14 protein-coding genes are annotated in these 18,787 nt (G+C 71.5%); 7 read left to right on the forward strand and 7 right to left on the reverse strand.

The annotated features are described in order from the left end of the window. Positions 1 to 20 precede the first annotated feature (20 nt). From hisS to JOM49_RS10905, 3 genes are read right to left on the reverse strand one after another with little or no spacing between them, the layout of a single operon-like run. Positions 21 to 1,307, reverse strand: coding sequence for a histidine--tRNA ligase (gene hisS, locus JOM49_RS10895; protein WP_209664180.1), 1,287 nt, complete (start codon positions 1,305 to 1,307; stop codon positions 21 to 23). Positions 1,308 to 1,327: 20 nt separating this feature from the next. Beyond that, positions 1,328 to 2,839 (reverse strand): MFS transporter, encoded by a 1,512-nt coding sequence (locus JOM49_RS10900; RefSeq protein ID WP_209664181.1) that lies wholly within the window; start codon positions 2,837 to 2,839, stop codon positions 1,328 to 1,330. Further along, positions 2,836 to 3,525 carry an LppX_LprAFG lipoprotein gene (locus JOM49_RS10905; protein WP_209664182.1) on the reverse strand — a complete coding sequence of 230 codons (690 nt, stop codon included), beginning with the start codon at positions 3,523 to 3,525 and terminating at the stop codon, positions 2,836 to 2,838. Before JOM49_RS10905 ends, JOM49_RS10900 begins: the two co-directional genes overlap by 4 nt. A 172-nt stretch (positions 3,526 to 3,697) precedes the next feature. On the opposite strand from JOM49_RS10905, the gene JOM49_RS10910 reads away from it, so the two are divergent. Next, positions 3,698 to 4,927 (forward strand): MFS transporter, encoded by a 1,230-nt coding sequence (locus JOM49_RS10910; RefSeq protein WP_209664183.1) that lies wholly within the window; start codon positions 3,698 to 3,700, stop codon positions 4,925 to 4,927. Positions 4,928 to 4,984: 57 nt separating this feature from the next. Further along, positions 4,985 to 6,985: a HelD family protein gene (locus JOM49_RS10915; protein WP_209664184.1), complete on the forward strand. Its 2,001-nt coding sequence runs from the start codon at positions 4,985 to 4,987 to the stop codon at positions 6,983 to 6,985. A 622-nt stretch (positions 6,986 to 7,607) separates the two neighbouring features. On the opposite strand, the gene JOM49_RS10920 is transcribed toward JOM49_RS10915, so the two are convergent. Next, a complete protein-coding gene (locus JOM49_RS10920) occupies positions 7,608 to 8,063 on the reverse strand; it encodes a flavodoxin family protein (protein WP_209664185.1) in 456 nt (151 codons plus the stop codon). 45 nt (positions 8,064 to 8,108) lie between these two features. Here JOM49_RS10920 and JOM49_RS10925 point away from each other — a divergent pair, with 45 nt between their 5' ends. Both JOM49_RS10925 and JOM49_RS10930 read left to right on the forward strand, forming a co-directional pair. After that, entirely contained in the window at positions 8,109 to 8,393 is a 285-nt protein-coding gene (locus JOM49_RS10925; protein WP_209664186.1) for a DUF6412 domain-containing protein, read from the forward strand. Positions 8,394 to 8,466: 73 nt separating this feature from the next. Further along, positions 8,467 to 9,168 carry a YidC/Oxa1 family membrane protein insertase gene (locus JOM49_RS10930; protein WP_209664187.1) on the forward strand — a complete coding sequence of 234 codons (702 nt, stop codon included), beginning with the start codon at positions 8,467 to 8,469 and terminating at the stop codon, positions 9,166 to 9,168. On the opposite strand, the gene JOM49_RS10935 is transcribed toward JOM49_RS10930, so the two are convergent. After that, the gene (locus JOM49_RS10935; protein ID WP_372443992.1) at positions 9,146 to 10,795 is read right to left on the reverse strand and encodes a phospho-sugar mutase; all 1,650 of its coding nucleotides are present in this window, start codon (positions 10,793 to 10,795) and stop codon (positions 9,146 to 9,148) included. The genes JOM49_RS10930 and JOM49_RS10935 overlap by 23 nt on opposite strands. A gap of 67 nt (positions 10,796 to 10,862) precedes the next feature. On the opposite strand from JOM49_RS10935, the gene JOM49_RS10940 reads away from it, so the two are divergent. After that, a complete protein-coding gene (locus JOM49_RS10940; protein WP_372443993.1) occupies positions 10,863 to 12,005 on the forward strand; it encodes a glycosyltransferase in 1,143 nt (380 codons plus the stop codon). Here JOM49_RS10940 and JOM49_RS10945 read toward each other — a convergent pair. Next, positions 11,992 to 12,780 carry a purine-nucleoside phosphorylase gene (locus tag JOM49_RS10945; protein ID WP_209664189.1) on the reverse strand — a complete coding sequence of 263 codons (789 nt, stop codon included), beginning with the start codon at positions 12,778 to 12,780 and terminating at the stop codon, positions 11,992 to 11,994. The two genes, JOM49_RS10940 and JOM49_RS10945, sit on opposite strands and share 14 nt — an antisense overlap. Before the next feature lie 22 nt (positions 12,781 to 12,802). Continuing rightward, positions 12,803 to 14,569: a serine/threonine-protein kinase gene (locus JOM49_RS10950; protein WP_209664190.1), complete on the reverse strand. Its 1,767-nt coding sequence runs from the start codon at positions 14,567 to 14,569 to the stop codon at positions 12,803 to 12,805. A gap of 156 nt (positions 14,570 to 14,725) precedes the next feature. Between JOM49_RS10950 and JOM49_RS10955 the strand changes: the two genes are divergently transcribed. Together JOM49_RS10955 and scpA are read left to right on the forward strand one after the other, a co-directional pair. Then, positions 14,726 to 16,603, forward strand: coding sequence for a methylmalonyl-CoA mutase family protein (locus tag JOM49_RS10955; protein WP_372443994.1), 1,878 nt, complete (start codon positions 14,726 to 14,728; stop codon positions 16,601 to 16,603). Further along, positions 16,603 to 18,783, forward strand: coding sequence for a methylmalonyl-CoA mutase (gene scpA, locus JOM49_RS10960; RefSeq protein ID WP_209664192.1), 2,181 nt, complete (start codon positions 16,603 to 16,605; stop codon positions 18,781 to 18,783). Before JOM49_RS10955 ends, scpA begins: the two co-directional genes overlap by 1 nt. The last annotated feature ends 4 nt before the right edge of the window (positions 18,784 to 18,787 follow it).

The following is an 18,787-nucleotide window of genomic DNA, read 5'->3' on the forward strand; positions in this document are numbered from 1 at the left end:
AAGCCACATTCACGGCATGCTCAGAGGTGTGCGGCGACGGTGGTGGCGGCTTGGTCGAGGGCGACGGTGGTCTGCTCACGGGTGGCGAGGCTGCGCACGGTGACGTTCCCCGCGTCCCAGTCCTCCTGGCCCACGATGACCACGGCCCGCGCGCCCGCCTTGTCCGCGCGGGTCATTTCCTTGCCCAGCTTCCGGTGCTCCAGCGGGCTGGAGGTGCGCAGCCCGGCCGAGCGCAGTCGTGCCGCGACCGTGCGTGCGGCGCTGGTCAGCTCGGCGGTCACCGGGATCACGGCCACGTCGTACTCGCTGCGCGGCGAGGGCACCAGCCCGTGCGTGGTCAGGAAGTCGATCAGGGTGACGTCACCCATGCCGAACCCGATGCCCGGGATCTCCTTCGCGGTGAACAACCCGGCGAGGTCGCTGTACCGGCCGCCGCCGAACAATGCGCGGTTGTTCTCCGGCGAGGTGTCGAACACCTCGAACACCGTGCCGGTGTAGTACGCCAGCCCGCGCACGATCAGCGGGTCGTACTGCACCAGGTCCGCGGCTTCGCTGCGCAGCACCTGCACCAGGTTGGACGCGTCCTTGACCTCGGCGGGCAGCTCGTCCAGCAGGGCCGGGCCCGCGCCCAGCGTCTCGGCCAGGCGCGCGAACTGCTTGTCGCTCAGCCCGATCTCCTCGGCGTCCGCGGCCAGCTTGTCCCTGCCGTACTTCTCCCACCGGTCCACCAGCGAGTACACCGCGGCCAGGTGCTCCGCGGGCACGCCGGCGAGGTCGGTCAGCGCGCTGGCCAGCAGCGTGCGGTCGTTCGCGCGGACCGCGTACATGTCGCGGGTGGCGCCGAACTCGCCGAGCAGGGCGTGCACGACCTCGAAGATCTCGATCTCGCAGCTGGCCGCGTCCGAGCCGAAGATGTCCACGTTGAGCTGCCAGTGCTCACGCACGCGGCCGCGCTGCGGGCGCTCGTAGCGGTGGCAGTTCGGGTGGCTGTACCAGCGGACCGGGAACTGCAGCGAGCCCGCGTTCCCGGCGATCATCCGCGCCACCGAAGGGGTCATCTCCGGGCGCAGCGCCAGGCGCCGGCCACCGCGGTCGGTCAGCGTGTAGAGCTGCTGGTCGGCGATCTCCTGGCCGGACTTGGCCTCGTAGATCTCCGCCGACTCCAGGATCGGGCCGTCGTAGCGCTGGTAGCCGAAGCGCTCGACCACGTCGTAGAGATGGCCGAACACCTGCGTCCGGACGGACATCTCCGCGGGGAGGAAGTCCCTGGTCCCCCGGTACGGGGTGGTCGGCAGGTACTCGGGCACGATCGATCCTTCGACTAGGCCTACGGGGCGGCCCCAACTCTAGCTTTCGGCCCGATCAGCAGGGCGAGCAGCGCCCCGCCCGCGCAGATGAACGCGGTGATGAAGAAGATCTCGCCGTACTGGTCCAGCAGCGCCTGCTTCAGCGCGGTGGTGTACCGGGCCAGCGCCACCTCGTACTCCTGCGGCGACGCGTACAGCAGGCTGATCGGCGCGTTGAGGTCCGCGGTCAGCTCGTGGAACCGGTGCAGCCCCCACGCGGACAGCGCGGCGACGCCCACCAGCATCCCGGTCATCCGCGCCACGACCACGCCCGCCGACGCGACGCCGTGCTGCTCCGGCGGGGCCACCCGCAGCACCGCCGAGGACAGCGGCGCGATGACCAGCCCGAGCCCGAACCCGGTGAGCACCAGATCCACGTCGAGCCGGGGCAGGCCGAGGACGCCGCGCGCGGCCAGCACGTCCAGCGGCCAGGCCGAGATCAGCAGGAACCCGGCCGCGGCGATCAGCAGCCCGGTGAAGGCGACCCAGCGTTCCCCGAGCCGCGCGGACACGAGCCCGCCGACGACGGCGCCGACCGGCAGCGCGATGAGGAACCGCAGGAGCAGCAGCACGCTGCCCTGGTCGTCCCGCCCGAGCAGGGTCTGCGAGAACAGGTCCACGTCGACCAGCGTCACCATCAGCGCGGCCCCCGCCGCGACGGAAGCGCCGAGCGTGGCGAAGAACGGCCCGAGCCGCAGCCCGGTCGTGTCGATGAGCCGGACCTTCGCCCGCTTCTCCCAGACGAGGAACGCCACGAGCACCACGGCCGCCGCCACCAGCACCGGCCAGCCCCAGCTCGGCAGCACCTGCTCACGCGGGTTCGGGTTGTACAGCCCGACCACCAGCAGCGCGAGCGTCACCGCCAGCAGGCTCGCGCCGACCACGTCCGCTTTCGGCCGCGGGCCCTCCCGCCGGCCGCTCGCGGGCAGCGAGAACCACACGGCGACCATCGCCAGCACGGCCAGCGGCACGTTCACCCAGAACACGCCACGCCAGTCGGTCAGCGCGGACAACGCGATGCCGTACACCGGGCCGAGCACGCTGCCCAGTTCCTGCGCGCCGCCGACCACGCCGAGCACGGTGGCGCGGCGGCGTTCCGCCCACAGGTCGGCGGCCAGCGCCATGGTCACCGGCAGCAGCGCGCCACTGGCCACGCCCTGCACCACGCGCCCGGCGACGAGCACCTCGATGCCGTCCGCCAGCGCGGTGATCGCCGACCCGGCCAGGAACCCGGCGAGGCACAGCTGCAGCAGCGGTTTGCGGCCGAACCGGTCGGAGGCCTGGCCGAGCAGCGGCATCGCGGCCACGTACCCGAGCAGGTAGCCGGTGACCACCGGGGTGACCTGCTCGAGCCGGTTCACCGGGATCTGCAGGTCGTCGATGATCTGGCGGAGCAGGCCGATCACCACGTAGGTGTCGAGCGCGCCGAGCAGGACCGCGAGGCCGCCGGCGCCGATCGCGCTCGCCCGGCCGCGGCGGGTGGGGGTGCTCACGCCGGCGGGGTCACCGTGACCGGCTTGTCCACATCGGACAGCTTCACGTCGACCGAGGCGTTGTCCGGGAACCGCGCGGTGGCCTTGACCGGCAGCTTGGTGTCCTTGGCCAGCCAGAAGCTGACCTCGGCGTCGGCCTGCACACCCGGCAGCAGCGCGACCAGCACGTCCTTGCCGACCTGGCCGGTGACCTTCCAGGTGGCCGTGCCGTCGACGTCCTCTTCGGCCTCGGTCTTCGGGTTCTGCAGGCTGGAGACCAGCTTCGCGATGCCGCGCTGCGGGTCCAGGATGGCCGACGGGTCGTAGACCGAGGCGCCGACGACCGCCGGGATCTTCTGGAACGAGCCGGTCGGGCCCTTGAGGTAGAAGGAGTCCTCGACCACGACGAACTCGGCCTCGACCAGCTGCCCGCCGATCTCGATCTTGCCGGTGCCCTTGGCCGCCCCGGTGGGGCCGCCCTCCTTGGTCAGGTCGCCGTCGAGGCTCTGCACGCTCAGCCCGGTGATCGAGCCGTTCACCTGGAGCGAGAAGTGCGTGCTCCGGATCGCCGAGGTGGCGGCGGTGGCCTCTTGGACAAGTTGTTCCGCTGGCGGGAAGGAACTGGTGTCCGGCTCGTCGGACGAACAGCCGGTGGTGGCCGTGACGGCGAGCGCGAGCGCTCCGAGGAGGATTCGGCGCATGAGCATGCGTGCATCGTAGGGCTGCCGGGCGCGCGGCGGAGCATTGATTGCCGCTTTCCGGTCCGCACCCGGCCTGCGCCGAACCGCCCAGTCGATGGTGCTCTGCGTGACTAAGTGATTGCCCAGCGTGGCTATGCGATCTACCATCGAACTCGCTCCGGGGGCGGAGGGGGTGGCCATGGCAGGTAGGGACCGGAGGCTCACCTGGCTGCTCTCCGCGAGTTCGGCGTCGAACCTGGGCGACGGGGTGGGCAAGGTGGCGTTCCCGCTGCTGGCCGCCACGCTGACCAGGGATCCGCTGCTGATCGCGGGGTTGTCGGCCACGCAGTTCCTGCCGTGGCTGCTGTTCGCGCTGCCGGTCGGCGCGCTGCTCGACCGGGTGGACCGGCGGCGCGCGATCGTCGTCGCGAACGCCACCCGCGCGCTGCTGGTCGGCACGCTCGCCGGGCTGGTGCTGGCCGGGGCGGTGTCCATCTGGGTGGTCTACGCGTTCGGGTTGCTTCTCGGCGTGGTGGAGACGGTCGCGGACAGCGCGGCGAACGTGCTGATCCCGGCGGTCGCTGGGGAGGACGAACTGGAGAGCGCGAACAGCAAGCTGCAGGCGGTCGAGGTGGTCGGGCAGAACTTCCTCGGCGGGCCGCTGGGCGGGGTCGCGTTCGCCTTCTTCGCCGCGTTCCCGTTCCTGCTGAACTCGGCGGGGTTCGCCCTCGCCGCCGCGTTGCTGCTGGGGATATCCGGCAGCTACCGGCCCGCCGCGGCCGAGCCCGGCTCGGTGCGCGTCCGGATCGCGGGCGGGTTGCGCTGGCTGCGGGGCAACCCGTTCCTGTCGCGGCTGGTGCTCATCGCCGGGGCAACCGCGTTGCTGATCGAGATGCCGATGGCTCAGCTGGTCCTCTATGGACTGGAGGACCTGCGGCTGAGCGAGGTGGTGTTCGGGGTGTTCGCCTCGGGTGCCGGGGTCGGCGGGCTGCTGGGGGCCGCGGTGGCGCCCCGGCTGATCTCGCGGTTCGGCCGCCGGTGGGTCCTGCTGGGCGGGTTGTTCGTGGTGGCCGTGTTGTTCACCGGATTGGGGTTGCTGGCTTACCCGGTGGTGGCCGGGGTGCTGTACGGCCTGTTCGGCGCGGCGGTGGTGGTGGTCAACGTGGTGCTCGGCACGCTGCGCCACGTGCTCGTGCCGAGCGAGTACCTGGGGCGCGTCATGGGCGCCTGGCGGACCGTGGTGTGGGGCGCGGTGCCGCTGGGCGCGCTGCTCGGCGGGCTGGCCGCGTCCGTGCTGGGCAGCGCGAGCGCGACCTTCGTGTTGTCCGGGGTGTTGCAGGTGGTGCTGGTGTTCGTGGCGGCCTGGGTGCTGAGCGGCCGGACGGCGGAGTTCGCCGCGAAACCGGAGCCCGCCTGGCACGACGGCTGACGCGGCCGGAAAGAACAAGACTGTTCCTCCGCGAAATCCGCGCGCATCCTCGTCGGCATGACCAGCGGGGAAATCGCGTTCGAGCAGGCATACCTGACGGATCTCCACGAGCGTGTGGACGCGTTGCGCGAGCAGGCCGCGGCACGGGAGGCCACCGATTTCTGGCGTGGGGAACTGGCGCGCCTGGCGTCGGTGGAGGACGGGTTGTGCTTCGGGCGCCTGGACCTGCGCGACGGCAGTCGTGTCTACATCGGACGGTTGGGGTTGTTCGAGGACGACGAGCCGCTGTTGCTCGACTGGCGCGCCCCGGCGGCCCGGCCGTTCTACACGGCGACCGCGGTCGACCCCCACGGCGTGCGGCGGCGACGCCGGATCACCACCCGCGGGCGGACCGTGGTCGCGCTCGACGACGAACTGCTCGACGCGGAGACCGGAGGCGACGACCTGGTCGGCGAGGGCGCGTTGCTGGCGGCGCTGACCGCGGACCGCACCGGCCGGATGCACGAAATCGTCACGACGCTGCAGGCCGAGCAGGACCGGATCGTGCGCGACGAACACCACGGGGTGCTGGTGGTGCAGGGCGGTCCCGGCACCGGGAAGACGGCGGTCGCCCTGCACCGGCTGGCCTACCTGCTCTACACCCGGCCGCAGCTGCGCACCCGTGGCGTGCTGGTGCTCGGGCCCAGCCGAGTGTTCCTGGACTACATCGGCCAGGTCCTGCCCGGGCTCGGCGAGCACACCGTGGTCACGGCGACCCTGTCCGAGCTGTGGCCGGGTAGTCCGGCCGAATGGGTCGAATCCGCCGAGGTCAAGGGGCGGGCGGACATGGCGGACCGGGTGGCGGCCGCGGTGCACGCGAAGGTGCGCGTGCCCGATGAAGCCGTCGAAGTCGGGTTCGAGCAGCAGGTGCTTCGGCTGGAACCGCGCGCCTGTCGTCGTGCCGTGGAGTCCGCCAGGGAGCGAGGGCTGCCGTACAACCAGGCGAAGCTCGTGTTCGACCAGGAGATCGTGGACCGGCTCGCGTCCGACTTGGCCGACCGCATGGAAAGCGTCGTGCTGACGGAGTCGGGCGAGGCCATCGACGGAGGCAGCGCCGACGGCCGGTTGAGCGCGGCCGACCTGCGTGCGCTGGCGGCCGCGGGGGTGGTGGTCGACTTCGACTTCGAGGGACCGCGGCAGGTGCTGGACGACACCGACCGGGCCGGGCTGCGGGCCGCGTTGCTGGCCGACACCGGCGTCCGGCGCGTGCTCGACGGATTGTGGCCGCCGTTGACCGCCGAGCAGGCGATCACCGACCTGCTCGGCACGCCGGTCCGGAGCACCGCGGACCTGCCGCTGCTGGACGAGGCCGCCGCGGTGCTCGGCGAGCACGGCGTCACGACCTTCGGGCACGTGGTCGTCGACGAGGCGCAGGAACTGTCCGCAATGGACTGGCGGATGGTGGTGCGCCGGTGCCCCACCCGGTCGATGACCGTGGTCGGGGACCTGGCGCAGACCGGGAGCGCGGCGGGCGCGACCGGCTGGGCGGAGGTGCTGCGGCCGCACGTGGGCGAGTGCTGGCGGCTGGCCCAGCTCACCGTCAACTACCGCACTCCGGCCGAAATCATGGCCGCCACCGGTGACCTGTTCGCCGCGCACCACCCGGACTTGCGGCCGCCGCGGTCGGTGCGCTCGACGGGGGAGCCGCCGTGGCGCATGCGCACCACCCACGCCGAGTTGGCTCGCGTCGTCGCCGACCTGGCCGCGAGCCACGACGACGGCAGCCTCGCCATCATCGCCCCACCCGAGCACCGGGACCGCCTCGCGGCGGTGCTGCCCGCCACCGTCCCGCCGGACCTCACGGCCCCGATCGTCCTGCTCACGCCCGGCGAAGCGAAGGGACTGGAGTTCGACTCGGTGCTGATCGCCGACCCGGCCGCCATCCTGCGCGCCGGCCCGCTGGGGCACAACGACCTCTACGTAGCCATGACCCGCCCCACCCGACACCTCGGCCTGATACACCCGGGCCCCTGCCCGCCCGCCCTGGCCGCACTAACCCCGCAGCCCCTCCCCACCTAACTCCGCCCCCCACCCTCACGCCCCCGAGTTGCACACTCAGACCCCCGAACCTCACGTTCAGACGCTCGAGTCCCACACTCGTGCAGCCGAATTCCACGTTCAGGCAGCCCAACCTCACGTTCGGGCGCCCGAACTCCACGTTCAGGCGCCCGAGTTCCACACTCGAGAGCCCGAATCGCCCGCTCGCGCCCGCACGCTCCGCAACTCGCTTGCCCGAGTCCCACATTCGCCTGCGAGTTCCGCACTCGTGTAGCCGAACCCCACACTCAGGCACCCGAGTTCCACACTCGGGAGCCCGAACCCCACGTTGAGGCACCGAACCCCACGTTCAGGCGCCCGAGTTCCATGTTCGCGCTCCGCGCAACTCGCGTGCCCGGGTCCCACCTTGCCTGCGCGAGTCCCGCACTCACGCACCCGAACCCCGCACTCAGGCATCCGAACCCCACGTTCGCCGCGCCCGACCGGACACGAATGTGGCTTTGGGGGCCGAATCCGCCCCCAAAGCCACATTTGTGTCCCCGGTGGGGTGGCTCGGGTCAGTACGGCCGGACCAATGCTATGAGTGGGGCATTACTTGCATTGAACGCAAGTAATGCCCCACTCATAGCATTGGCTGGCGGGGTCAGTCGGTCATCAGGGTGGCGGCTAGGGTGGCGCCGAGTTCCCAGCACGCGGCCAGGTTGTCCTTGCTCGGTTCGCCGGTGACGGTGACCGCGGCGGCCGCCGGGGTCCAGCCCAGGCCGGTGGTGATGGATTCGATGCCGCGCACGGTGCCCGAGACGTCGTTCCCGCCGTGCACGTAGTACCCGAACGGGCGACCCTTGGTCGTGTCCAGACACGGGTAGTAGACGGTGTCGAAGAAGTGTTTGAGCGCGCCGCTCATGTAACCGAGGTTCGCGGGCGTGCCCAGCAGGTAGCCGTCGGCGGCGAGTACGTCGGCGGCGGTGGTGGACAGCGCGGCCCGCCGGAAGACGTCGACGCCGTCGATCTCCGGGTCGGTGGCGCCGGAAACCACGGCCTCGAACATCGCCTGCAGGCCCGGCGACGGGGTGTGATGCACGATCAGCAAGGTGGCCACCCCGCCATCCTCGGCTAATCTGGTGGTGACGCGAAAGGGGGAGCCGTGCTCGCGATCTCCGCGTTGCTCTTCCCGTCCTTGGCGGTCACCACCGCCGATCTGCTCGGCAGTCCCGCCGCGCTGCTCGCGCTCGCCCTCGGTCTCGTGCTGGTCATCGCCGTCCACCAGGTGCACGGCTCCGACCTCGACCTCTGGGCGGTCCCCGCCCGCGGTCGCGCCAGCGCGCTGACCGAATGCGCCCGCCAGGCCGCCTTCCTGCGCCTGCGCGATCCCCGAGCGCCCGGCAGGCGACAACCACGCGCACCCTCAGCGGCCGTACTGGCCGCCTGACACCTCATCGCAGCGGCCACTCCCGGTCCGTTCTTCCGCTTGAACAAACCCCGGAAAGAGTGCTGCGCAAAACATGTTCGAATTCCTCGACGTGCCGGTTTCCGGCGCGCTCCTCCTGGTTGACCGCTTCGCCGGATTCATCGACCCCGTCACCGCGCCGATCAGCGTCGCGCTGACCATCGTGCTGTTCACCGCCGTCATACGCCTGCTGCTCCTGCCGTTGAGCATGGCGGCCGTGCGCGGGGAGAAAGCCCGCGCGAAGCTCATGCCCGAGCTCAAACACTTGCAGGACAGGCACAAGAACAACCCCGAGAAACTGCGTGCGGCCGTGGCCGATCTGCAACGCGAGTCCGGCACGTCCTTCTTCGCCGGGTGCCTGCCGTCACTCGCGCAGATCCCGTTCTTCATGGTGATGTACCGGCTCTTCGCCTTCCCCACGGTGAACGGGCAGCCGAACCCGCTGCTCGACGACACCCTGTTCGGCACGCCCCTCGGCGCGCACTTCACCGGCGCTGCCGGGCCGGTGTTCTTCGGCCTGTTCGCGCTGCTGGCCGTGGTCGCCTGGTGCTCCTCACGCTGGCAGGCGCGGCTGATGGCGGACAACCCGGCGCCCGGCGGCGCACTGCTGCGGCTGCTGCCGTTCGGCACGCTGCTGGTGGCCGCGTTCGTGCCGCTGGCCGCCGGGCTCTACCTGCTCACCACGACCACGTGGACGCTGGTGGAACGCGCCCTGCTCCGCCGGGAACCCGAGGTCAGGCACCCAGTAGCGGGCTGAGGTCCGAGCGCAGGGCGGCCAGCCGGTCGGCCGCCCTGCGCCGGGCGTCCGCCAGCGCGTCGGCGTCCGCCACCGGTTCGGCGATCTCCAGGTACGCCTTCAGCTTCGGCTCGGTGCCCGACGGCCGGACGATCACCCGCAGGCCTTCCCCGCGCAGCCGCAGTACATCGGCCTCCGGCAGCAGGTCCTCAGTGGACACTTCGAGTCCCGCCAGCGACGACGGCGGGGCGGCCCGCAGTTCGGCCATCACCGCACCGATCCGGCTCAGGTCGGTCACCCGCACCGAGATCTGGTCGGTCAGGTACACGCCGTGCCGCACCGCCAGCTCGTCCAGTGAGTCCACAAGGGACTTTCCGGCGGCCTTCAGCGAAGCGGTCAGCCCGCAGGCGAGCGTGGCGGCGGCGATGCCGTCCTTGTCGCGCACGAAATCCGGGTTCACGCACAGGCCGAGTGCTTCCTCGTAGGCGAAGACCAGCCCGTCCCCGGCCCGCGCGAGCCACTTGAAGCCGGTGAACGTCTCGCGGTACCGGGCGCCGTGCGCCTTCGCGATTTCGGCCAGCATCGACGACGACACGATCGTGGTGGCGACCAGCGGGTCCGGTGCGGACCCGGTTTCCAGCACGTGCGAGCCCAGCAGCACGCCGGTTTCGTCACCACGCAGCATCCGCCACGAGCCGTCCCGGTCACGCACGCCCAGCGCGCACCGGTCGGCGTCGGGGTCCAGCGCGATGGCCAGATCGGCGTCCTTCGCCTCGGCCAGTTCGAGCAGCAGGTCTGTCGCGCCCGGTTCCTCCGGGTTCGGGAAGGAAACGGTCGGGAAGTCCGGATCGGGTTCCGCCTGCTCGGCGACGAAGTGCACGTCGGTGAACCCGGCGCGGCTGAGGGCGGCTTCGAGTGGCCCGGCACCGACGCCGTGCAGCGCGGTGGCGGCCACGCGCAACTCCCGCTCCGGTCCACGGGGCAGCGCGGCGACCTTGCCGAGGTACTCGTTCAGCACCTCGTCGCCAAAGGTCCGGTAACCCTGCTCGCGCGGCACGGAAACCGCGCCGGGTGCCGCCGCGATCGCCGCTTCGATCCGCGCGTCGGAGGGCGGCACGATCTGCACGGCGGTGCTGTCGTAGAGCTTGTACCCGTTGTCCGCCGGGGGATTGTGCGAAGCGGTGATCTGGATTCCCGCCACCGCGGCGAACCGCTTGACCGCGAACGCGAGCACCGGCGTCGGCAACGGTCCCGGCAGCATCCGCACGTCGAACCCGGCCGCGGTCAGCACCTCGGCGGCGGCGGTCGCGAACTTGCCGGACCCGTGCCGGGCGTCCCGCCCGATCACCACGGTGCCGCCGTCCCGGCCGTCCTCGACCAGCCAGCGCGCCACGCCCGCGGTGGTCCGGACCACGACGGCGGTGTTCATCCCGTTGGGCCCGGCGCGCACCGGACCGCGCATGCCGGCGGTGCCGAATTCGAGCGGGCCCGCCATCCGGTCCTCGAGGTCGGCGAGTGCGTCGGCCTCGCCGCCCATCGCCCGTGCCAGCACCTGCTGCAGTTCCGCGCGGGTGTCCGCGTCGACGTCGTCGGCGATCCAGCGGAAGGCGCGGTCGCGCAGTTCGGGAGTCAGCTTCACGGTGTTCACCCTACGGCCGTGGCAGCCGCCGGACAGAATGGCTACGCTCGAACCAATGCGAATTATCTTCTCGAGTTTGGCCACATTCGGGCATTTCTACCCGTTGATCCCGCTGGCGAAGGCCGCGGTGGAAGCCGGGCACGAAGTCGCGTTCGCCACGGGGGAGCAGTTCCACCCGACGCTCACCGCGCTGGGGATCGAGCCACTGACCGCGGGCATGGACATGTTCGCGGTGATGGCCGAAGCCAGCGGCAGACCGGACCACGACCCGCGCGAGACCCGGGCGAACGCCACGCCCGAGGAACTGGAGGCGATGGTCAGCCGCGCCTTCGGCACGGTGCTGCCCCGCCGGTACATCGACGACCTCGGCCCGGTGCTGGCCGAGCGGAAACCCGATCTGGTGGTGCAGGAGGTCGGTGCCGCGGGGGCCGCGTTCGCCGCCGTGCTCGCCGGGATCCCGGTGGTCGGGCACGGGTTCGGCCGCGTGAGCACGGACGACAGCACGGCCCGCGCGATCGTGCGCGAGCAGCGCGAGTTCGCCCGCGGCCTCGGCCTGGACCTGCCCGACGCGCAGGCGTTCGGCCTGCCGTTCGTCGACATCTGCCCGGTGTCCCTGCAGGACAAGGGCTTCCTCGCCTCGGCCGACCGGATCGAACTGCGTCCGGTGCCGTTCGCCCAGCCGGGCCCGCTGCCCGCGCTCGCCCGCGCCGACCGCTCGCGGCCGCTGGTCTACCTCACCCTCGGCACCGCCTTCGGTGCGGCCGGCCTGCTGAGCGAGGCGATCGCCGGGCTGGCGCCGCTGGACGCCGACGTGCTGGTCGCGGCCGGTCCCACCATCGACCTCGACGCGGTCGGCGACCTGCCGGACAACGTGGTCGTCGAGTCCTGGGTGCCGCAGGCGGACCTGCTGCCCTACACCGATCTGGTGGTGCACCACGGCGGCAGCGGTACCACGCTCGGCGCGCTGGCCGCCGGGGTGCCGCAGCTGTGCCTGCCGCAGGGTGCCGATCAGTTCACCAACGCCGACGCGGTGCTGCGCGTCGGCGCCGGTGACCGGCTGCTGGCCGGGGAACTGGGTGGCCTCACGGACAAGGCGCGGGTGCTGCTGTCCGATGTGGACGTCCGGGACGCCGCGCGGGCACTGGCCGAGGAGATCGCGGCCATGCCGTCCCCCATCGAGGTCGCGCGGCGCCTGCCGGAGTACGTCAAGCCCGCGTGAGCAGCTCGCGGAGCAGGGCGCCCATGCGCTCGGCGGCGGCCTGCCCCGCTTCGAGCACTTCCTGGTGGTTGAGCGGGGCGCCGGTGATGCCCGCGGCCAGGTTCGTCACCAGTGACAGGCCGAACACCTCGACCCCGGCCGCGCGGGCGGCGATCGCCTCCAGCACGGTCGACATGCCGACCAGGTCCGCGCCCATCGTGCGCAGCATCCGGATCTCGGCCGGGGTCTCGAAGTGCGGCCCGGGGAAGCCCGCGTAGACGCCCTCTTCCAGGCTGGGGTCGATCTCCTTGGCGATCGCCCGCAGGCGCGCCGCGTACAGGTCGGTCAGGTCGACGAAGTTCGCGCCGACGATCGGCGAGCGGGCGAGCAGGTTGATGTGGTCGGAGATGAGCACCGGCTGGCCGACCTCGAAGCCCTGGCGCAGCCCTCCGGCGGCGTTGGTGAGCAGGACGGTCTTGGCCCCGGCGGCGGCCGCGGTGCGCACGTTGTGCACCACCGGGTCGACGCCCTTGCCCTCGTAGAGGTGGGTGCGGCCGAGCAGGACGAGCGCGCGCTTGTCGCCGACCCGGACCGAGCGGGCGGTGCCGCCGTGGCCGACCGCACTGGGCGCGACGAACCCGGGGAGCTCGCCGAGCGGGATCTCCGCGTCGGCCTCCCCGATGACGTCCGCGGCCGGGCGCCAGCCCGACCCCAGCACGACCGCGATGTCGTGGTTGTCGACCCCGGTACGCGCGGCGATCGCCGCGGCAGCCGCCGCGGCCTGTTCTTGAGTCATGCGGGGGAGCCTAGAGGCCGCGCTAGTCGCCGGGGTCGAAGGTGGGCTTGATGCGGTCGAACAGCTCCCGCCGCCCCGAGTCCTCCTGCTCGGTGGGCACGGTGATCCGCACCGACCACAGGCTGCTGCCCCGGCGGAACACGTGCGCGAACGTCGTCCGCCCCATGCTGCCCGCGCCCGGCGCGTCCTCGCGCGTGCGGTAGGCCAGCAGCAGGTCCTCCGACTGGCCCTGGTTCGGGGTGTACTCGTTGAGCCGGAACGCGTCCGGCGCCCAGCCGGCCTGCAGCCCGGCCACGTAGGCGTCGATCTTGCCCGCCGGGAAGAAGTCCGCGAACCGCTCCACGCTCAGCGTCTGGCGGCCGTCGACCGAGACGTACTGCACCAGCGTGCTCGGCGGCAGCGGCTTGCCGGGGCGCTGGGTGACGAAGGTGGACCAGTCGCGCGGCACGTCCACCGAGAACAACCCGCCGGTGGTGCCCTTGAGGTTGGTGGCGTCGCCGTTGCGGGTGGCCAGGTCGGCCAGCGGGGGCGCGGACAGGCTCGGCTTGACCGGCGGATCGGGCGGCGCGAGCGATTGCGCCGCCATCACCCTGGTCAGCACGAACCCACCGGCGGCGGCCGCGAGGAACAGCAGCACCACGGCGATGGTCAGCGCGGTACCGGCCAGCGCCCCACGACCGGCGGGCTTCTCGACCACCGCGGTCGCGGGAGCCGACGCCGCGACCGGACTCGGAGCCTGCTCGGAAACGGCGAACGGCAGCGGACCAGGGTCGGGCGCCAGCGAAGGACCGTCCTCATCGGAGCCGGACTCGGGTGCGGCTTCGGTCTTGGCCGGTTCTGCCGGTGCGATCGGCTGCGGCGCGATGACCTGGGTGTCCCCGCCGTCGAGGTGGTCGGGATCGCGCGGGGTGGGCGGTCCCTCGAACAGCGAGGCCGCGAACAACGCGTCGCGCGGGGTGGTCAGCAGCGGGTGCAGCCGCCGCCGGACCTCCGCCAGCGAAAGCCGCTTCTTCGGTTCCTTCGCCATCAGCCCGCGGATGATCGGCTCCAGCGGACCGGGTGAGGGCTTGGGCACCTTGCCGTGCACGACCTCGGTGACCGTCTGCAGCGGATCGCCGTTCACGTCGTACGGCGGGCGCCCTTCGAGCACCGCGAACAGCGTCGCGCCGAGGCCCCACAGGTCGGCGGCGTGGCTGACCTCGCCACCGGAGGCGACCTCCGGCGCGATGTAGGCCGGCGAGCCCAGCATCATCCCGGTGCTGGTCATGGTCGCTTCCGAGACGTTGCGCGCGATGCCGAAGTCGGTCAGCTTGATGCGGCCGTCCTCGGCGACGAGCACGTTGCCCGGTTTGACGTCACGGTGGGTGATGCCCGCGGCGTGCGCGGCCTCCAGCGCGGCGGCCACCGCGTCGGCGATCGCGGCCGCCTGCTCGGTGGTGAACGCGCCGTGGTCGCGCATCAGCGTGGCGAGGCTGTGCGAGGGCAGCAGCTCCATCACCACGAACGGTTCGCCGTTCTCCCTGGCGACGTCGTGCAGGATGATCACGTTCGGGTGCGAGAGCACGGCGATCGCCCTGGCTTCGCGCAGGGTGCGTTCGCGCAGCTCGTCGGCCTGCGCGACCTGGACCCCGGGCGGGAGCCGGACCTCCTTGACCGCGACCGGGCGGTGCAGGAACTCGTCGTAAGCCGCCCACACGGTGCCCATCGAGCCGGAGCCGAGCACCGATCGCAACCGGTACCGCCCGGCGACTACACGTGACTCTTCGGCAGGGGTGGACACGGGTCTCATTCTGGCGGATCACCCACCCGGGGAGGTGGCCGGACACCCCGTTCGGACGGGACGAGCATCACAGGTAGGGGTTGTTCTCGGGCTTTACTATCAGTGCGTATGGCACAGGGCGAAGCTCGGTTGAGGGTGGCGGTGGGCGACGGGAGGGCGGAGAACGTGGCTGAGAAAGCCGGGTCGGCGCCGACCCCGGCCGAGCCGGAGGAGCCGGGCAGGCTGGACCTCGCCGCGGAGTTCCCCGCCGCCGACCAGCGGCAATGGCGGGAACTCGTCGCCGGTGTGCTGCGCAAGAGCGGCGCGCTGAAGGAGGATTTCGACGGCCTCCCGGAGAGCCTGCTGAACACCCGGACCTACGACGGGTTCGACATCCGGCCGCTCTACACCGCCGAGGACACCGCCCCGCCCGCCGGCTTCCCCGGTCTGCCGCCGTTCGTCCGCGGCGGGGAGCCGGAAGGCCACGTCGCCACCGGCTGGGACCTGCGGCAACTGCACTCCGGCACCGATCCGGTCGCCGCGAACAAGGCCATGCTCGCCGACCTCGAGGGCGGCGTCACCTCGCTCTGGCTGCGTGCCGGGTCCGGCGGCGTGCCGGTCGGGAAGCTGGCCGACGCGCTCAACGGCGTGTACATCGAGCTAGCGCCGGTCGTGCTGGACGCGGGCGCGGAGTACGAGGCCGCCGCGGAGGCGCTGCTCGAGGTGTTCCGCGAGCGCGAGATCCCGGCCAGCGCGGTGGTCGGCGGGATCGGAGCCGACCCGATCGGCCTGCGCGCGCGTACTGGCGAGGCACACGATGTCCGCCCGGCCGCGGCCCTGGCGGCCCGGTTGAGCGGGTCGCACCCCAAGCTGTCTTCGCTGGTGGTCAGCGGTCTGCCGTACCACGAAGCCGGTGGCTCGGACTCGCAGGAACTGGGCGCGGCGGTCGCCGCGGGCGTGGCCTACCTGCGTGCGCTCACCGAGGCCGGGCTGAGCGTGGACGCCGCGGCGGCGCAGCTGGAATTCCGGTTCGCCGCCGGGTCCGACCAGTTCATGACCATCGCGAAACTGCGTGCCGCGCGGAAGCTCTGGGCGCGCGTCACCGAGGTTTCCGGCGCGGATGTCAGCGCGCGCGGCATGCGCCAGCACGCCGTCACCTCGCCCGCCATGTTCACCCAGCGCGACCCGTGGGTGAACATGCTGCGCGGCACGGTCGCCTGCTTCGGTGCCGCGGTCGGTGGTGCCGACGCGATCACCGTGCTGCCGTTCGACGCGGCGATCGGTGAGCCGGACGCCTTCTCCCGGCGGATCGCCCGCAACACCAGCGTGATCCTGCACGAGGAATCGCGCCTGGGCGGGGTGATCGACCCGGCAGGCGGATCATGGTACGTGGAGAATCTGACCGACGCGCTGGCCAAGGCCGCCTGGGCGGAGTTCACCTCGATCGAGGAGGCGGGCGGCGTCGAGTCCGCTTTGGACTCCGGTTTCCTTGGCGAGCGCCTCGCCGCCACGTGGGCCGCGCGCTCGCTGCGGATCGCCCGGCGCAAGGACGCGATCACCGGGGTCAGCGAATTCCCCAACCTGACCGAGAAACCGGTCACCCGCGTCAAGTCCACTGTGGAGCCAAGTGGCGGGCTGCCGCGCATCCGGTACGCCGAGGCGTACGAGCGGCTGCGTGACCTCTCGGACGCGCAAGCCGAGCGTCCCCAGGTCTTCCTGGCCACGCTGGGCCCGATCGCCGCGCACACGGCACGAGCGAGCTTCGCGGCGAACCTCTTCGCCGCCGGTGGCATCGAATCGGTCAACGCGGGCGCCACCGCGTCCACAGAGGACGTGGTGAAGGCCTTCACCGAGAGCGGCACTCGGATCGTCTGCCTCTGCGGGACCGACAGCCAGTACGCGGAACAGGCCGCCGAGGTGGCCGCCGCGCTCAAGGCCGCGGGCGCCGGACGGGTGCTGCTGGCCGGTCGCGGCGACCACGCCGATGTGGACGAGAACCTCTACGCCGGTTGCGACGCGCTCGCGGTGCTGACCGGCACCCTCGCCGAGCTGGGAGTCGAGTGATGGCCATCCCGAACTTCGCCGGTGTCCCGCTCGAGGACAGCGAACCCACCGCGACGCAGGCGGACTGGGCGCAAGCGCTGCAGGACCGCACCGGCAAGGGCCCGGACGCGCTGGCCTGGGAAACCCCGGAGGGCATCGGCGTCAAGCCGGTCTACACCGCCGACGATCTGTCCGATGTGGACTTCCTGGGCACCTACCCCGGTATCGCGCCCTACCTGCGCGGGCCGTACCCGACGATGTACGTCAACCAGCCGTGGACCGTCCGGCAGTACGCGGGTTTCTCCACCGCCGAGGAGTCCAACGCCTTCTACCGGCGCAATCTGGCCGCCGGGCAGAAGGGCCTCTCGGTCGCCTTCGACCTGGCCACCCACCGCGGGTACGACTCCGACCACCCGCGCGTGTCCGGTGACGTCGGGATGGCCGGCGTGGCGATCGACTCGATCTACGACATGCGCCAGCTCTTCGACGGCATCCCGCTGGACAAGATGAGCGTGTCCATGACGATGAACGGCGCCGTGCTGCCGGTTTTGGCGCTGTACGTGGTGGCCGCCGAGGAACAGGGCGTGCCGCCGGAGAAGCTCGCGGGGACCATCCAGAACGACATCCTCAAGGAGTTCATGGTCCGCAACACCTACATCTACCCGCCGCAGCCGTCGATGCGGATCATCTCCGACATCTTCGGCTACACCTCGCAGCACATGCCGCGGTACAACTCGATTTCCATTTCCGGCTACCACATGCAGGAAGCCGGGGCGACCGCCGACCTGGAGCTGGCCTACACCCTCGCCGACGGGGTCGAGTACATTCGCGCGGGCGTGGACGCCGGGCTGGACGTGGACAAGTTCGCGCCGCGCTTGTCGTTCTTCTGGGCGATCGGGATGAACTTCTTCATGGAGGTCGCCAAACTGCGGGCGGCTCGGCTGCTGTGGGCGAAACTGGTGAAGCAGTTCGACCCCAAGTCTCCGAAGTCGTTGTCCCTGCGGACGCATTCGCAGACCTCGGGCTGGTCGCTGACCGCGCAGGACGTCTACAACAACGTCGCGCGCACCTGCGTCGAGGCGATGGCGGCCACGCAGGGGCACACGCAGTCGCTGCACACCAACGCCCTGGATGAGGCTCTCGCGCTGCCAACGGACTTCTCCGCCCGCATCGCCCGCAACACCCAGCTGATGCTGCAACAGGAATCCGGCACCACGCGGGTGATCGACCCGTGGGGCGGCAGCGCGTTCGTCGAGCGGCTGACCTACGACCTGGCGCGCAAGGCGTGGGCGCACATCGACGAGGTCGAGTCGGCGGGCGGCATGGCCCGCGCGATCGACGCCGGCATCCCGAAGCTGCGCATCGAAGAGGCGGCCGCGCGCACGCAGGCGCGGATCGACTCCGGCCGCCAGCCGGTGATCGGGGTCAACAAGTTCCAGGTCGCCGAAGACGAGCAGATCGACGTGCTCAAAGTGGACAATGCCGGGGTTCGCGCGCAGCAACTGGAAAAGCTGCGGCGGTTGCGGGAAGAACGGGACGAAGAGTCCACACAGGACGCTCTGCGGCGGCTGACCGCCGGTGCCGAGTCCGACGGCAACCTGTTCGCGCTGGCCATCGACGCGGCACGGGCGAAGGCGACCGTCGGCGAGATCTCCGACGCGCTGGAGCGCATCTGGGGGCGGCACTCCGGGCAGATCCGTACCATTTCCGGGGTGTACCGGGAGGAAGTCGGCAAGTCCGGGAAGGCGCCCAACGTGGAGAAGGCACGCGAAGAGGTCGAGGCCTTCGCCGAGGCGGAGGGCAGGCGGCCACGCATCCTGGTGGCGAAGATGGGCCAGGACGGGCACGACCGCGGCCAGAAGGTGATCGCCACCGCGTTCGCCGACATCGGCTTCGACGTGGACGTGGGCCCGCTGTTCTCCACGCCCGCCGAGGTCGCGCGGCAGGCGGTGGAAGCCGACGTGCACATCATCGGCGTGTCCTCGCTGGCCGCCGGGCACCTCTCGCTGGTGCCCGCGCTGCGGTCGGAACTGGCCGAACTGGGCCGCGAGGACATCATCGTGGTGGTCGGCGGGGTGATCCCGCCGCAGGACTACGACGAACTGCGCGAAGCGGGCGCGGCGGCCATCTTCGGGCCCGGCACGGTGATCGCGGACGCGGCGCTGGACCTGCTCGAGCAGCTCAACGCGCAGCACTCGTAGGCCC

The sequence above is a fragment of the Amycolatopsis magusensis genome, assembly GCF_017875555.1.
GTDB lineage: Bacteria > Actinomycetota > Actinomycetes > Mycobacteriales > Pseudonocardiaceae > Amycolatopsis > Amycolatopsis magusensis.

Excerpts from the sequence above, each read along its gene's own strand:
- JOM49_RS10905 (WP_209664182.1), bottom strand. The coding sequence starts at position 3,525 with ATGCTCATGCGCCGAATCCTCCTCGGAGCGCTCGCGCTCGCCGTCACG.
- JOM49_RS10910 (WP_209664183.1), top strand. The coding sequence starts at position 3,698 with ATGGCAGGTAGGGACCGGAGGCTCACCTGGCTGCTCTCCGCGAGTTCG.
- JOM49_RS10915 (WP_209664184.1), top strand. The coding sequence starts at position 4,985 with ATGACCAGCGGGGAAATCGCGTTCGAGCAGGCATACCTGACGGATCTC.
- JOM49_RS10950 (WP_209664190.1), bottom strand. The coding sequence starts at position 14,569 with ATGAGACCCGTGTCCACCCCTGCCGAAGAGTCACGTGTAGTCGCCGGG.
- scpA (WP_209664192.1), top strand. The coding sequence starts at position 16,603 with ATGGCCATCCCGAACTTCGCCGGTGTCCCGCTCGAGGACAGCGAACCC.
- JOM49_RS10930 (WP_209664187.1), top strand. The coding sequence starts at position 8,467 with ATGTTCGAATTCCTCGACGTGCCGGTTTCCGGCGCGCTCCTCCTGGTT.
- JOM49_RS10945 (WP_209664189.1), bottom strand. The coding sequence starts at position 12,780 with ATGACTCAAGAACAGGCCGCGGCGGCTGCCGCGGCGATCGCCGCGCGT.